Raw genomic sequence first — 15810 nt, forward strand, 5'->3', positions numbered from 1 at the left:
CTTGTTGACTCGGTTCACAGCTATCTGGTGTGATCAGCACGTCAAACCAGAGCAGCCGGAGAAATCCAAGAACAGCCGGAGAGGCAGGAGTCACTCATGTCCCACACCTCGCGCACGTCCTGGATCGCCCGCCACAGGACGCTGACCAGCTGCGGGGCGGTCCTCGCCCTCGTGACGCTCGGTGCGTGCACCGCCCCGGAGGAGACCGGCGGGACCGAAGGGGGCGCGGCGCCGAAGCCCGCCGCCTCCTCCCCGGCCGCGAAGGGCGGCGACGCCCCGCAGAAGAAGGCCGCGATACGCGGCAGCGGCACCTTCGAGGTCGGCAAGGACGTCCCGCCGGGCACCTACCGCACCACCGGGAACGGCGGCGCCGGCTGCTACTGGGAGCGGAGCAAGGACTCCTCGGGCGAGCTGGACTCCATCCTCGCCAACGACAACGTGACCGGCACGAGCTACGTGACCATCGCGGCCACCGACAAGATCTTCAAGTCCGGCGACTGCAAGGACTGGGAGGCCGTGGACCCCCAGGCCGCGGGCGGCTCCCCGAAGACCGAGTTCTCCGGCAAGGCCGGAATGCTCAAGGTCGGCACGGACATCGCCCCCGGCACCTACAAGTCCGAGGGCCCCTCCGAGGACGGCGCCGGCTGCTACTGGGAACGCGCCAAGAACGCGGGCCACGACATCGACTCGATCATCGCCAACGAGAACCCGGCCGGTCCGGCCGTCGTGACGATCGGGGCCGACGACGCCTACTTCAAGACGGTCGACTGCGCGGACTGGAAGAAGTCCTGACCCGGTCGATCACTCCCGCCCACCTGAGCGGAATTTAATCTTCCGCTTCTCCTTTAGTCTTCTTACTCCCCGTCTCCCCGTCCCCCCGTCGTAGAGAGTCCCCATGCGTACCGCTCACCGCTTCACCGCCACCGCCGCCCTCGCCTGCGCCGCAGCCCTCGGCCTCACCGCCTGCTCCGCGTCCGGTCCGTTCCCGGACCTGTCCGGCTCCGAGGTGGCGGACAAGTCCGTGGACGCCCTGCGCGGCGCCTCCTCGCTCACCGTCAGCGGAAAGGTCTGGGACGGGGGCAAGCCGCTGGAGATGAACATGGTCGTCAGCAAGACCGGCGACTGCCGGGGCACGATCGCCGGCCAGGAAGGCTCCTTCGAGCTGATCCGCAACTCCGAGTTCGTCTTCATCAAGGCCGACGAGCCCTTCTACCGCTCCCAGATGAAGGACCTGCCCAAGGACCAGGCGGACGCGGCGGTCAAGCAGCTGGCGGGCCACTGGCTGAAGTCGAAGGCCACGGAGGCGGACTCGAAGGAACTGTCCGCCCTGTGCGACCTGAACGATCTCCTCAAGGAATTCGACGAGAGCAAGGGCGCGAAGAAGGGCGAGGTCACCACGGTCGGCGGCCACAAGGCCCTCACCCTGACCACGAAGACCACCGAGGGCACCGAGACCCTGCTGGTCGCCACCGAGGGCAAGCCGTACCTGCTCAAGGCGAGCACCACCGGCAAGGAGCCGGCCGAGGTCGCCTTCAGCGACTTCGACAAGCCGGTCCAGGCCGAGGCTCCGACCGGCAAGGACGTCATCGACGCGGACGCGATGAACTGACGCACCCCGCGGACACGGCTGCGGCCGGGGACCTGCAAGGTCCCGGGCCGCAGCCTTCTGCGTCGCCGGCCTACGAGCCGAGGATCGTGGTGAGGAACTCCCCGGTCCAGGCCAGCAGCTCCCGCCCGATCACCGGCTTGCCTCCGATCCTGCCCGCCTTCGGGCGCGGGATCAGGATCTGCGAGGTGGCCGGCTTGAGCACGGTGCCCGGGTAGAGCCGCTTGAGGCGCAGCTCCTGCGACTCGCGCAGCTCCACCGGCCCGAAGCGGATGTTGTTGCCCTGGAGGGTGATGTCCCCGACCCCGCAGGCCCGGGCGAGCATCCGCAGCCCGGCCACCAGCAGCAGGTTCTCCACCGGCTCCGGCAGCTTGCCGTAGCGGTCGGTGAGCTCCTCCCGTACGGCCTTGATGTCCGCCTCGGAGCCCGCGGAGGCGATGGACCGGTACGCCTGCAGGCGCAGCCGCTCGCCCGGCGCGTAGTCGTGCGGGACGTGCGCGTCGACCGGCAGCTCGATCTTGACCTCCAGCGGCGGCTCCTCCTCCACCCCGCCCTCGACCGCGGCCCGGTAGTCGGCCACCGCCTCGCCGACCATGCGGATGTACAGGTCGAAGCCGACGCCCGCGATGTGGCCGGACTGCTCGCCGCCGAGCAGATTGCCCGCGCCGCGGATCTCCAGGTCCTTCATCGCCACGTACATGCCCGCGCCCATCTCGGTGTGCTGGGCGATCGTCGCGAGCCGCTCGTGCGCGGTCTCCGTCAGCGGCTTCTCCGGCGGGTACAGGAAGTACGCGTACCCGCGCTCGCGGCCGCGCCCGACGCGGCCGCGCAGCTGGTGCAGCTGCGAGAGGCCGAAGTTGTCGCCGCGCTCCACGATCAGGGTGTTCGCGTTGGAGATGTCGATGCCCGACTCGACGATCGTGGTCGAGACGAGCACGTCGAACTTCTTCTCCCAGAAGTCGACGACGACCTGCTCCAGGGCCTGCTCCGACATCTGGCCGTGGGCCGTCGCGATCCGCGCCTCGGGCACGATCTCGCGCAGCTTGGCCGCCGCCCGGTCGATGGACTCGACCCGGTTGTGGATGTAGAAGCACTGGCCCTCGCGCAGCAGCTCGCGGCGGATGGCCGCGCCGATCTGCTTCTCCTCGTACGGGCCCACGAAGGTCAGCACCGGGTGGCGCTCCTCCGGAGGGGTGGTGATCGTCGACATCTCACGGATGCCGGTCACCGCCATCTCCAGGGTGCGCGGGATCGGGGTCGCGGACATCGTGAGCACGTCGACGTTGGCGCGGAGCTTCTTCAGCTGCTCCTTGTGCTCCACGCCGAACCGCTGCTCCTCGTCGACGATGACCAGGCCCAGGTCCTTGAAGCGGGTCTCCTGCGAGAACAGCCGGTGCGTGCCGATGACCACGTCCACCGAGCCTTCGTGCAGCCCCTCCAGGGTGGCCTTGGACTCGCTCTCGCTCTGGAAGCGCGAGAGCGCCTTCACCTTGACGGGGAACTGGCTGTAGCGCTCGGAGAAGGTGCCGAAGTGCTGCTGCACGAGGAGGGTCGTCGGGACGAGGACGGCGACCTGCTTGCCGTCCTGGACCGCCTTGAACGCGGCGCGCACGGCGATCTCCGTCTTGCCGTAGCCGACATCGCCGCAGATCAGCCGGTCCATCGGAACCGACTTCTCCATGTCCTCCTTGACCTCGGCGATGGTGGTGAGCTGGTCGGGCGTCTCCGCGTACGGGAAGGCGTCCTCCAGCTCGCGCTGCCAGGGGGTGTCCGGTCCGAAGGTGTGGCCGGGGGCCGCCATGCGCGCGCTGTAGAGCTTGATCAGGTCGGCGGCGATCTCCTTGACCGCCTTCTTCGCGCGCGCCTTGGTCTTGGTCCAGTCGGCGCCGCCGAGCCGGTGCAGGGTCGGGGCCTCGCCGCCGACGTACTTGGTGACCTGCTCCAGCTGGTCGGTGGGGATGTAGAGCCGGTCGCCGGGCTGCCCGCGCTTGGCCGGCGCGTACTCCACCAGCAGGTACTCGCGGGTGGCGCCCTGCACCGTCCGCTGGACCATCTCGACGTAGCGGCCCACGCCGTGCTGCTCGTGGACGATGTAGTCGCCGGCCTCCAGGGTCAGCGGGTCGATCGTCTTGCGGCGCCGGGTCGGCATCCGGCCCAGGTCCTTGGTGGCGGTGCGCTGGCCGGTGAGGTCGGTCTCGGTGAGGACGGCCAGGCGCAGCACCGGGTCCACGAAGCCGTTGTCGATCGAGCCGCAGGCCACATGGACCAGGCTCGGCTCCAGCGTGCGCAGCTCCGGCTCCAGCCGGGCCGCGATGCCCTCGCCGCCGAGCACCTCGACCGTACGGGCGGCCGGGCCGTGGCCCTCGGTGAGGTAGACGGTGTGCCAGCCCTCGGAGATCCAGCCCTTGGTGTCGGCGAGCGCCCGCGCGGTGTCGCCGCGGTAGGCCTCCGGGGCGTGCATGCCGAGCTTGAGGGTGTCGCCGCCGCCCGCGCTCTCGTCGGCGGCGAACGGGGACACCGACCACCACATCATGTCCAGCTCGCGGGCCCGGTCGCGGACGTCGGCGATCCCGCGGAGCGAGGCCGCGCCCACGTCGATGGGGGCCTCGCCGCCGCCCGCGGTGGCCGCCCAGGAAGCCATCAGGAACTCCTGGCTCGTGGCCACGAGGTCGGCGGCCCGGGTCCGTACCCGCTCGGGATCGCAGACGACGGCCATCGACCCGGCGGGCAGCACGTCGATCAGCAGTTCCATCTCGTCGACGAGGACCGGGGCGAGGGACTCCATGCCCTCCACGGCGATCCCCTCGGCGATCTTGTGCAGCAGCTCGCCGAGCTCGGGATGGGCCTCGGCGAGGGCCGCGGCCCGCTCCCGTACCTCGTCGGTGAGCAGCAGCTCGCGGCAGGGCGGGGCCCACAGGCCGTGCTCGGCGACCTCCAGGGAGCGCTGGTCGGCGACCTTGAAGTAGCGGATCTCCTCGACCTCGTCGCCCCAGAACTCGATGCGCAGCGGGTGTTCCTCGGTGGGCGGGAACACGTCGAGGATGCCGCCGCGCACGGCGAACTCCCCTCGCTTCTCGACGAGCTCGACCCGTGCGTACGCGGCGGCGGCCAGCGCCTCGGTGATCTCGCCGAGGTCGGCGCCGCCGCCCTGGCGCAGGCTGACCGGCACCAGGTCGCCGAGCCCCTTGACCTGCGGCTGGAGCACGGACCGGATGGGGGCGACGAGGACGCTCACGGGGCCTGCGGCCGGATCGTCCTTGCTCGGGTGCACCAGGCGGCGCAGGACGGCGAGCCGGCGGCCCATGGTGTCGCTGCGCGGGCTGAGCCGCTCGTGCGGGAGCGTCTCCCAGGACGGGTAGTCCACCACCTCGTCGGGGGGCAGCAGGGAGCGCAGCGCGGCGGCGAGGTCCTCGGCCTCGCGCCCGGTGGCGGTGACCGCGAGCACGGTCCGCCCGGTCTGCCGGGCCAGCGCGGCGATCGCGAAGGGCCGCGCGGCGGCGGGGCCGACGAGGTCCACGTGCATGCGCTTGCCGTCCCCGGCCGCGGTGACCGCCTCGGTGAGGGCGGCATCACGGGTGACGGCGTCGAGCAGTCCGTGCAGGCTCATGAAGAGGCTTTCCGTCCGGTGAAGGTCTGAATCCGGTGAAGGTCTGAAGGTGTGCGGTGCGGTGCAGGTGCGGGTGCGGTGCGGTGCCGGTTCGGGTGCGGGGGCAACGCGAAGGGCCCGACACGTCGTACGGGCCGGGGGTTCCCACCCTACGACGACGCCCCTCGCCCCGCTTTACGATGTTCTTGTTCCGAACCGTCCCAGCTCGCCGCGTCACCTTCCGCCGGGGTCCGGCCCGATCCGCCCCACACCCCCCGAGGAGCAGAGTCCGTGACGAGCGATGCGATAGCCCGCCCGGCGCCGGCGACCCCGGCACCCGCGAAGTCCGGGCGCGGCGCGTGGGCACCGCCCTGGCTGGTGGCGGCCGGGCTGTTCCTCGTCTACCTCGCCCTGTCCGTCGGGCGGTTCCGGCGGATGGACTGGGCCTCCTGGGACCTGGGGATCTTCGAGCAGGCGATCCGCGCGTACGCGCACCTGCAGGAGCCCGTCGTCGACCTGAAGGGGCCGGGGGCCAACATCCTCGGGGACCACTTCAGCCCGATCATCGCGCTCGTCGCCCCCGTGTACCGGGTCTTCCCCGGGCCCGTCACCCTGCTGGTCGTGCAGGCCGCGCTGTTCGCGCTGTCCGCCGTGCCCGTCACCCGGGCGGCCGTGCGGATCCTCGGGCGGGCCCGCGGGCTCGCCGTCGGCATCGCGTACGGGCTGTCCTGGGGCATCCAGCGGGCCGTCGAGTTCGACTTCCACGAGATCGCCTTCGCGGTGCCCCTGCTGGCCTTCGCCCTGGAGGCGGTGCTCGCCCGGCGCTGGCGGGCCGCCCTGCTGTGGGGACTGCCGCTGGTCCTGGTGAAGGAGGACCTCGGCTTCACGCTCGCCGCCCTGGCGGTGGTGGTGGCCTGGCGGGCCCGCACGAGCGACCGGCGGATCGCGGTGACCGCGCTCGCCCTCGCCGGCGCGGCCTGCGTCTTCGCCATCCTGGTGTTCACCGTGTTCATACCGGCCTTCGCCACCGGGGGCTACGGCTACTGGGACAAGATCGACGGCGCCGGTCCGCTCGCCGGCATCGGCACCAAGCTCACCACCCTGGCCTGGGTCCTGGTCCCCACCTCCGGGCTGCTCGCGCTGCGCTCGCCGCTGCTCCTGGTCGCCGCGCCCACCCTCGGCTGGCGGTTCCTGTCCGGGGACGACCACTACTGGTCCACCGACTGGCACTACAGCGCCGTGCTGATGCCCGTGGTGGCCCTGGCCCTCGTCGACGCCATCGACACCGTCCGGCGCGGCGAGCGGCCCCGGCTGCGCGCGTACGCCCTCCAGATGCCGACGGCCGTGCTCGCCGCCGCCCTCGCCCTGAGTGCGACGGCGATGCCGACCGCCAAGCTCGCGGAGGCCCGTACGTACGAGAAGCCCGAGCGCGTCCACGCGATCGAGCGGCTCCTGGACCTGATCCCCGACGGGGCGACCGTGGAGGCGGACACCACCCCGCTGACCCGGCTGACCTCCCGCACCCGTGTGCTGTGGATCGGCGGCAGCAAGGGCGTGGTCCCGGACTGGATCACCCTCGACAACTCCTCCAAGTGGGCCGGCGAGGATCCGACCGCCTACGCCCGCCAGCTCCACCCCGGCGAGCAGTTCACCCTGGTGGGTGAGGCGGCCGGGATCGTGCTGATGCAGCGGGACCGGTAGCGGACCCGGCGGGCGACGCCGGAAACGAAGCCGGTCCGGGACCCCGAGGTCCCGGACCGGCATCTCCCCCGGACGATCGCGAGCGGTTACTCGCTCGCGATCGCGTTCAGTACGTTCATCCGCCCTGCCCGGAAGGCCGGGACCAGCGCGGCGAACAGGCCCACGAGGGCCGAGGCGGCGAACACCCCGAGGATCGTCGGCCACGGGATCTCCAGGACCTTCAGGCCCTGGAGCGCCAGCAGCTGCTGGGCGCCGATCCCCCAGCCCATGCCCAGCCCGAGGCCGAGGAGGGCACCGAAGAGGGCGATGACCACCGACTCCAGGCGGATCATGCGGCGCAGCTGGCGGCGGGAGAGGCCGATGGCGCGCATCAGGCCGATCTCGCGGGTCCGCTCGACCACCGAGAGGGCCAGGGTGTTCACGACGCCCAGGACCGCGACGATGATCGCGAGACCGAGGAGGCCGTAGACCATGTTCAGCAGCTGGCCGACCTGGTCCTTGAGCGCCTGCTTGTAGTCGGTCTGGTTGCGCACCTTGTACTGCGGGTACTCGGCCATGGCCGTCTTGACCGACTGGTAGGCGGCGGTGTCCGACTGACCGTCCTGCGCGCTGGCCAGCAGCATGAAGGGGAGCGGCAGCTTGTCGGCGGGGACGTTCGCCCGGGCCGCCTCGGTGCTGATGTACTTCATGCCCTTGTCGAGGTTGCCCTCGTCGCTGGTGATCGCGGCGACCTTCAGCTTGACGGTGTTGCCACCGGTGAAGGCGACCGTCAGCTCGTCGCCGAGCTTGATGCCGTGCTTGGTCGCGTACGCCGAGCCCACCGACATGGAGTCCTTGTCGTACGCCGCCGTGTGCTCGCCGGCCACCATCTTGCGCCGGATGTCCTTGGCGTACGTCGGGTCGGTGGCGCCGAGCCCATCCTCCTCGGAGGTGCCGTCGGGGGCCGTGACCTTGGCCGCGACCTCGCGGTATGCGGTGACGTGGTCGAGGCCCTTCATGGCGCGCAGGGCCTGCTCGGCCTGCGGCAGCACGGGCTGACCGGTCTCGGAGTTGACGATGTAGTCCGCGCCGACCGACTTGTCGAGCTCCTCGGTCGCGGAGGCCACCATCGAGGAGCCGACCACCGACAGGCAGGCGACCAGCGCGAGGCCGATCATCAGCGCGGCGGCGGTGGCGCCGGTGCGGCGCGGGTTGCGCAGGGCGTTGCGCTCGGCGAGCCGGCCCACGGACCCGAAGGGCCGCAGCACCGCTCCGGAGAGCACCCGCACCACGCCCGCGGCGAGCAGCGGACCGATCACGATGAAGCCGATGAGGGAGAAGACGACGCCCAGGCCCAGCCAGGCCGAACCGGGTCCGGCCTTCTCGGCGGCCGTGGCGAGGTAGAGGCCTGCGCCGCCGATGCCGGTGAGGAACAGGCCGAGGCCTGCGCGGACGGCGCCGGCCTTCTTGTCGCCGGGGGTGCCGGACTCGCGCAGCGCGGCCATCGGGGAGACCTTGCCGGCCCGGCGGGCCGGGACGAAGGCGGAGACGACGGTCACGACGACGCCGAGGACGATGCCGACGACCGGGGTGGTCCAGGCGACGGTCAGGTCGTCGGTGGACAGGTGCATGCCCATGGAGCCCATGAGCTCCATCAGGCCGATGGCGAGGCCCACGCCCGCGCCGACACCCAGGACCGAGCCCACGACACCGAGCAGGAAGGCCTCGACGACCACGGACTTGAGGACCTGCCCGCTGTCCGCGCCGATGGCGCGCATCAGGCCGATCTCGCGGGTGCGCTGGGCCACCAGCATCGAGAAGGTGTTGAAGATCAGGAAGATGCCGACGAGGAAGGCGATCCCGGCGAAGCCGAGCATCACGTACTTCATGACGTCGAGGAAGGAGCCGACGTCCTTGCGGTTGGCGTCCGCGGCTTCTTTGGCGGTCTGCAGCTTGTAGGTGTCCGCGCCGACGGCCGTGGCGATGTTCTGCTTGAGCTGCTCGTCGCTCACCCCGTCCTTGGCGGTGACGTTGACGTGCGTGAATGCGCCCGGGGAGCCGAGCAGCGCCGTCTGCGAGGTGGCGGTGTCGAAGTAGACGATCGCCGCGCCCGGGTTGGTGACGGTGAAGGTGGCGATACCGCTGATCTTCGCGCGGATGTCGCCGGTGATGGCGATGGTGCGCAGTTCGTCACCGAGCGCGAGGTGGTGCTTCTCGGCGGTGTCGGCGTCGACCATCACCTCGGTCGGGCCGCGCGGAGCGTGCCCCGAGGTGATCTTCATGGACTTGAGCTCGTTGTCGTTCCAGTTGCCCGCGATGGTCGGGGCGCCGGTGGTCGAGCCCATGTTCTCGTTCTTGGAGTTGACCACCGTGACGGACATCGAGACGACGCCGCCCTCGGCGTTCTTGACGCCCTCGGCCTTGCGGACCTGCTCGACCGCCGAGCCGGACAGCATCTCGGGGCGGCCGCGCTCGGGGTTCTCGTCCCCGTCCTTGCCCTCCTTCGGGCTGACGGTCACATCGGAGCTGGTGACGGCGAACAGCTTGTCGAAGGTGGTGTTCATGGTGTCGGTGAACACCAGGGTTCCGCAGACGAAGGCGACGGAGAGCAGGACCGCGATGGCCGAGAGCGCCATCCGCCCCTTGTGGGCGACGAAGTTGCGCCGCGAGGTCTTCAGGACGGTGTTGCTCATGAGGTCCGCCCGCGGGCGTCGAAGTCCTTCATGCGGTCCAGGACCTGGTCGGCGGTGGGGCCGTACATCTCGTCGACGATCCTGCCGTCGGCCAGGAAGATGACGCGGTCCGCGTAGGAGGCGGCCACCGGGTCGTGCGTGACCATGACGATCGTCTGGCCGAGCTCGTCCACCGAGCGGCGCAGGAAGCCGAGGACCTCGGCGCCCGCCCTGGAGTCCAGGTTTCCGGTCGGCTCGTCGCCGAAGATGATCTGCGGGCGGGCGGCGAGGGCGCGGGCCACCGCCACGCGCTGCTGCTGGCCGCCGGAGAGCTCGGTCGGGCGGTGCTTGAGACGGCCGGCGAGGCCCACGGTCTCCACGACCCGGTTGAGCCACTCCGCGTCGGGCTTGCGGCCCGCGATGTCCATGGGGAGCGTGATGTTCTCCAGGGCGTTGAGCGTGGGCAGCAGGTTGAAGGCCTGGAAGATGAAGCCGATCCGGTCACGGCGCAGCTGCGTGAGCTTCTTGTCCTTCAGCCCGGTGATCTCCGTGTCGTCCAGGTGGATCTGGCCGCTGGTCACCGTGTCGAGCCCGGCGAGGCAGTGCATCAGCGTGGACTTGCCGGAGCCCGAGGGACCCATGATCGCGGTGAACTGGCCGCTCATGATGTCCACGTCCACGTCGTCGAGGGCGACGACGCGCGTCTCCCCGGAGCCGTAGGCCTTGACGACCTTTCGTGCCCGGGCCGCGACGGCTGCATGCCCTCCAGTACCCCCGTGCCTGGTTTCGGTCATAGCCGTTGTCACGGACTTTCTCCTTCTTCGAATGCGTGCGTCTGCGTCGTGCGCGTCATCTGCGTACGGGTGCGTCCGACCGCGCCTGTATGTGCGTCGCCGTCATGAAGTCTCCGCCGGGCGGACGCACGGCGCGCTGGTGCCCATCGCCGTATCCGCCCGGGGGTTAACCCCACCCCCCGGCCCTGCTGCGTAGGTTCCAGTTAAGGAGACGGCGGGCCGCCCCACGTCCTCCGCCGGGAGGAACGACCCCTGGCCCGATGTGCGGAGGGACCCTTAGGGGATCTGCACCCTTCGGCGTACCGGCCCTGGGGGATACCGTCCGGCACGTGGCGGTGAGATGGTGTTCCCCGCAGTTACGTGCAGGGGGAAGGGATTTCGGTGGCATCGGCGGAGGGCACGGGCGCGAGCCCGGACGGCATACCCGCGGAGCGTCCGGACGCCGCGTCCGGGACAGGAGTTCCGGCCGGGATCGCGACCGGCGGCGCCTCCGGGCGGAAGCCCGCCCCGCGGCCTCCCGCCCCCGTCGTCGCCTCGCTGATGCTCGGCATGGCCCTCGTCGCCCTGGACAGCACCATCGTGGCCACCGCCGTCCCGCAGATCGTGGGCGACCTCGGCGGCTTCTCCGTCTTCTCCTGGCTCTTCTCCGGCTACCTGCTCGCGGTGACCGTCACCCTGCCCGTTTACGGCAAGCTGTCCGACACCTTCGGACGCAAGCCCGTCCTGCTCTTCGGCATCGGCCTCTTCCTCATCGGCTCGCTGCTGTGCGCGTCCGCCTGGAACATGGCCGCGCTCATCGCCTTCCGCATCGTCCAGGGCCTGGGCGGCGGCGCCCTCCAGGGCACGATCCAGACCCTGGCCGCCGACCTGTACCCGCTGGCGGAGCGGCCGCGGATCCAGGCCCGGATGTCCAGCGTCTGGGCCACCTCGGCCGTGGCAGGCCCGGCGCTCGGCGGGCTGCTCGCCTCGTACGCGAACTGGCGCTGGATCTTCCTGATCAACCTGCCGCTGGCCGGCCTCGCCCTGTGGATGATCTCCCGGCACCTGACCGAGCCCGTACGGTCGCCCGGTCGCCGCGGACCGGTCGACTGGGCGGGGGCGCTGGCCGTCTTCGCCTGCGGCGGACTGCTGCTCTTCGCGCTCGTCCAGGGCGGGGTCGCCTGGCCCTGGCTGTCCGCGCCCTCCCTGGGTCTGCTGGGTGCGAGCGCGCTCCTGGCCGCGGTCGTGGTCCGGGTGGAGCGCCGCGCCGAGGAACCGATCCTGCCCGGCTGGGTGTGGCGCCGGCGCACCATCGCCGCCGTCAATCTCGCCATGGCCGCGCTCGGCCTGCTGATGGTCGCCCCCATGGTGTTCATGCCGACCTACGCGCAGTCCGTGCTCGGCCTCGGCCCCGTCGGCGCCGGCCTGGTCATGTCGGTGATGACCCTGAGCTGGCCCGTCAGCGCCGCCTGCAGCCAGCACGTCTACCGGCGCATCGGCTTCCGCAACACCGCCGCCGTCGGGATCGGGCTGGCCGCCGTGATCCTGTTCTCCTTCACGCTGCTCCCCCACCCCGCCCGGCCCTGGCAGCCCGCGCTGATCATGCTGCTGCTGGGCGGCGCCCTCGGTCTCTTCCAGCTCCCGCTGATCGTCGGGGTCCAGTCCACCGTCGGCTGGGCGGAGCGCGGGACCACGACCGCCTCGGTGCTGTTCTGCCGTCAGGTCGGCCAGAGCGTGGGCGCCGCGCTGCTCGCCGCCGTCGCCAACGCCACCCTCGCCGCCCGCCTGGCGGACGCCCCCGTGGCGGGCCTCCCCAAGCACCTGGACGACGTGGCGAAGGCGCTGGCCGAGCCCGGACTGCTGCCCGGCGCCGCCGCCGACTACCTGCGCCGGGCCGTGGCCGCCGCGGTGGAGCACATCTTCCTCGGCGCGTCGGCGGCCGCCGTGGCCGCGCTGCTGGTCCTGCTGCTCGTGGCGCCGCGCAGGTTCCCCGTGCTGCCGGAACTGCGCGAGGAGTAGCGGCGGCACGGAGGGGGGCGGCTCGGAGGGGCGGCTTGTCATGGCCGGGCCAGTAAGTGACCCTCGTGGCACGACCGTTCACGGGGGGACCACACCATGGCATCCGCACTCTGCGCACTCGCGTTACTGGCCGCGCTCGCCGGCCCGATCTGTCTGCGGCTCCGCCGTGACCCGGGCTTCATCACCGGACGCGACGGCCGCCTCTCCACCTCGATCGTGCTCGCCCTCGCCTGGACGGTGATCCTGCTCTGGCTGCTGCTCGCGATCCTCGGCTACGGGCTCACCGCCGGCGGCGGGGTCGCGTACTTCCGGGGCGCCGACGGGCCGCTGTCCACCCTGACCACGGTCTACCTGCCGCTGCTCGGCGGCCCGTACGTGGCCCTGATCGCGGCGAAGGCCGTCGTCGGCCTGCGCGTGGAGCACGGCACCATGACCAAGCCCGCCGCCCGCCCGACCGGCTCCGGCCGCAGGCCCCTGCACGAGCTGATCGCGAACGACAGCGGCCGCACCGACCTGGTGGACGTCCAGTACGTCGCGCTCAGCGCGGTGACCATGCTGTACGTGGTGCTGTTCTTCCTGGCGGACGCGGGCGGCGGACTTCCGCGCCTGCCCTCCGAGATATGGGCCCTGACGGGCGCCCCGGCGGGCGCGTACCTGGTCAACAAGATGGCCGTGCGCGCCAACCCGGTGATCACGAACGTCACGCTGAAGGACGGCCGGCTGATGGTCGAGGGCGGCGGCTTCACCCCCGGCCCGGCCGGTCCCCCGCCCCTCCTCACCGTCGACGACACCCCCCTCCCGGCCCTGGCCGACCCCCTCACGGGAGCCCTGACCGCCACGCTCGACCCGCCGAGGGCCGCGCCGTTCACCGTGGTCGTCACGGCCCGCGGCCTGCGCAGCGACCCGTACCGCTACGGGTCCCCCGCGAAGCCCGCCGTCCCCGCGCCCCTGCGGACATAGCTCAGGCCCGCGCGGGCACGCGAGCGGCACGCCGTGATCCCCACGGTCCACGGCACGTACACGCTCTTCCGGGAACCGGGCCCGCGCTGGGCATGGACGCCAGGGCCGAGGCGTGGGAGCGCCGGGAGTTCCTCCAGAGCCCGCCGGCCGCAGCCCGCAGGATGGGGCCCGCAGGGTGAGGCTCTTCAGTCCTTGTCGCCCTTGTGGCGGGCGTAGTACCGGGCCACCCGGGCCCGGTTGCCGCAGACCGATGCCACGCACCAGCGGCGCCGGGGGTGCGCCGGCAGGAAGAGCAGCACGCAGTCGTGCGCCTCGCACGCCCGCACCTGCCCCACCCGGGGGTCCGTGAGGAGTTCCGCGGCCGCCTCGGCCAGCTCGGCCGCCAGCCGCCGGGCCGGGCCGGCGCCGCGGTGCGCAGCGGCGACCGTCCCGCCCTCCTCGGTCCAGGCCAGCACCCGGTGCGCCGGCGCAGCGGCCAGGGCCTCGTTCAGTGCGCGCAGCGCTCCGTCCGGCGGCCGCTCACCGCGCCGCGCGGCTTCGAGCGCCGCCCGCGCGGCCTCCCGTACGGCCTGTACGGCGGCCACCTCGGCCGCGCCCACCGCGTCGAGCGGGGTCAGCCGCCCGGCCTGCCCGGCCAGCCAGTCCGCGAGTGCCGCCGGGTCCGCGACGAGGTCGCCCTCGGCGGTCTCGGTGTTGAGGAGGTCCAGCGCGAGGGGCTCACCGGTGAGCGGGAAGGTCACTGTCACCCGCCTAATGGTACGGCAATCACTTGACCCATTAGCGATCACCGGCAAGACTAATGGAACCAAGGCCACAGGAGGCATGTGATGACCGCTCGCCGCACCCTTCCCGCCGTCCGGCACCGCACCGTCGACGTGGACGGCGTCCGGGTCGCCTACCGCGAGAGCGGCCCGGCCGACGGACCCGTCCTGCTGCTCCTGCACGGCTTCCCCACCGCCTCGCACCAGTTCGCACGGCTGATGGACGCCCTCGGCGACACCCCGTACCGCCTGATCGCCCCCGACTACCCCGGCTCCGGCCGCACCGAGGCCCCGGCCGGGTTCACGTACACCTTCGACCGGCTCGCCGACATCGTGGAGGGCTTCACCGACGCCCTCCGGCTGGACCGCTTCGCCCTGTACGTCTTCGACTTCGGCGCCCCGGTCGGACTGCGGCTCGCCGCGCGCCGCCCGGAGCGGGTCACCGGCCTGATCGTCCAGAACGGAAACGCCTACGAGGAGGGCCTCTCGGACGCGGCCCGCGAGTTCGCCGGGCTCCGGCGCGAGGTCCCCGGCAACGAGGAGCGCGTCCGCGGCCTCTTCGCCCCGGAGGGCATCCGCTTCCAGTACGAGAGCGGCGTTGCCGACGCCGAGCTGCTCTCCCCCGACAGCTGGACCCTCGACCTGCACCACCTCGGCCTGCCGGGCCGCGCCGACGCCCAGGCCGACCTCGCCTTCGACTATGCCTCGAACTTCGCCCACTACCCCGCCTGGCAGGCCTGGCTGCGCGCCGCGCGGATCCCCGTCCTGGTCGTGTGGGGCGCCGGCGACCCCTTCTTCACCCCGGCGGGCGCGAAGGCCTACCTCCGCGACGCCCCGGACGCGGACGTCCACGTCTTCGAGGGCGCGGGCCACTTCGCCCTGGAGACCCATCTCCCGCAGATCGCCCCGCTGATCGAGGACTTCCTCGGCCGGCTGCCGGACGGAACGGTCACCGTCGCGTACTGAGTCCGTAACGGCGGCCCGGCGGCAGGACTTCGGCGTGCCGGATGGGGAATGAACCGGCCGGCCGACCATTCCATTCGGCCGTGCGAAGCCACACGGGAGCCATCATGCGTACTGTCCGCGCCAGTTGGAGAAGCCACGCCCTCGGGGTCGCGGCCGTCGCCGCACTCCTCGCGACCGCGGCCTGCGATTCCGGCGGCGCCGACGACGCCAGGCCTTCCGCCGCCCCGACCGTCCCCTCCACCCCGAGCGCGGCCGCCACACCCACCGCACCCGCCCCCTCGGCCAGCCCGAGCCCGACGGCCACCGCCGCCGGCACCTCCTCGGGTCCGGGCACCGTGGCCTGCAACGACAACGACCTCTCGATCGCCACGTCCGTCTGGCGCCAGGACTCGGGGCAGCACCTCCTCATCACGGCCACCAACTTCACCGACAAGGCCTGCACCCTCTACCACTACCCGTACGTCGGCTTCGGCGCCGCAATCGACGGACCGATCGACGCGATGGGGTCCGCGCCGAAGGCGATCGCCACGATCGGACCGAAGGAGAAGGCCTATGCGGGCCTTTTCCTCTACCGGGGCAGCGAGCGGACGATCGCCGTCGAGGCGGTGTCCATCGGCTACCAGGACCGCGCCCTCAACAGCAACAAGGAGTCGTCGATGCTCGACGTCGCCCTGTCCAAGGAAATCGGATTCCTCAATGTGGGGACCAACGCCCGGGTCACTTATTGGAACCGCGATCTCCGCGCGGTCGAGGACTTGCTCTTCAGGTCTGGAAACAATTGACCTGC

General features: G+C 71.7%; 11 protein-coding genes. 7 read left to right on the forward strand and 4 right to left on the reverse strand.

The genetic code is table 11. From position 1 onward, the window contains the following. Positions 1–96: 96 nt before the first annotated feature. Both OG753_RS18235 and OG753_RS18240 read left to right on the forward strand, forming a co-directional pair. Complete coding sequence (locus tag OG753_RS18235) at positions 97–792, forward strand: hypothetical protein (protein WP_327262823.1); 696 nt, start codon at positions 97–99, stop codon at positions 790–792. A 103-nt stretch (positions 793–895) separates the two neighbouring features. Then, a complete protein-coding gene (locus OG753_RS18240; protein WP_405789199.1) occupies positions 896–1609 on the forward strand; it encodes a hypothetical protein in 714 nt (237 codons plus the stop codon). A gap of 70 nt (positions 1610–1679) precedes the next feature. Here OG753_RS18240 and mfd read toward each other — a convergent pair whose 3' ends face one another. Next, a complete protein-coding gene (gene mfd / locus OG753_RS18245; protein WP_327262825.1) occupies positions 1680–5213 on the reverse strand; it encodes a transcription-repair coupling factor in 3534 nt (1177 codons plus the stop codon). A 414-nt stretch (positions 5214–5627) separates the two neighbouring features. On the opposite strand from mfd, the gene OG753_RS18250 reads away from it, so the two are divergent. Beyond that, a complete protein-coding gene (locus OG753_RS18250; RefSeq protein WP_405792708.1) occupies positions 5628–6893 on the forward strand; it encodes a DUF2079 domain-containing protein in 1266 nt (421 codons plus the stop codon). An 86-nt stretch (positions 6894–6979) separates the two neighbouring features. On the opposite strand, the gene OG753_RS18255 is transcribed toward OG753_RS18250, so the two are convergent. Then, positions 6980–9565 carry an ABC transporter permease gene (locus OG753_RS18255; RefSeq protein WP_405789202.1) on the reverse strand — a complete coding sequence of 862 codons (2586 nt, stop codon included), beginning with the start codon at positions 9563–9565 and terminating at the stop codon, positions 6980–6982. Further along, positions 9562–10338 carry an ABC transporter ATP-binding protein gene (locus tag OG753_RS18260; protein WP_245385273.1) on the reverse strand — a complete coding sequence of 259 codons (777 nt, stop codon included), beginning with the start codon at positions 10336–10338 and terminating at the stop codon, positions 9562–9564. The genes OG753_RS18255 and OG753_RS18260 overlap by 4 nt, the downstream gene beginning before the upstream one ends. A 381-nt stretch (positions 10339–10719) precedes the next feature. Here OG753_RS18260 and OG753_RS18265 point away from each other — a divergent pair, with 381 nt between their 5' ends. Together OG753_RS18265 and OG753_RS18270 are read left to right on the forward strand one after the other, a co-directional pair. Continuing rightward, the gene (locus OG753_RS18265) at positions 10720–12336 is read left to right on the forward strand and encodes an MFS transporter (RefSeq protein WP_405789204.1); all 1617 of its coding nucleotides are present in this window, start codon (positions 10720–10722) and stop codon (positions 12334–12336) included. 96 nt (positions 12337–12432) lie between these two features. Beyond that, positions 12433–13296: a hypothetical protein gene (locus OG753_RS18270; RefSeq protein ID WP_405789206.1), complete on the forward strand. Its 864-nt coding sequence runs from the start codon at positions 12433–12435 to the stop codon at positions 13294–13296. A gap of 185 nt (positions 13297–13481) precedes the next feature. Here the strand turns inward: OG753_RS18270 and OG753_RS18275 are convergent, their stop codons facing one another. Further along, positions 13482–14042 (reverse strand): CGNR zinc finger domain-containing protein, encoded by a 561-nt coding sequence (locus tag OG753_RS18275; protein ID WP_327262828.1) that lies wholly within the window; start codon positions 14040–14042, stop codon positions 13482–13484. An 81-nt stretch (positions 14043–14123) separates the two neighbouring features. On the opposite strand from OG753_RS18275, the gene OG753_RS18280 reads away from it, so the two are divergent. After that, positions 14124–15023 (forward strand): alpha/beta hydrolase, encoded by a 900-nt coding sequence (locus OG753_RS18280; protein WP_327262829.1) that lies wholly within the window; start codon positions 14124–14126, stop codon positions 15021–15023. A 104-nt stretch (positions 15024–15127) separates the two neighbouring features. After that, positions 15128–15805: a DUF4232 domain-containing protein gene (locus tag OG753_RS18285; RefSeq protein ID WP_405789208.1), complete on the forward strand. Its 678-nt coding sequence runs from the start codon at positions 15128–15130 to the stop codon at positions 15803–15805. The last annotated feature ends 5 nt before the right edge of the window (positions 15806–15810 follow it).

It is taken from the genome of Streptomyces sp. NBC_00029 (assembly GCF_045160505.1).
Taxonomy (GTDB): domain Bacteria; phylum Actinomycetota; class Actinomycetes; order Streptomycetales; family Streptomycetaceae; genus Streptomyces.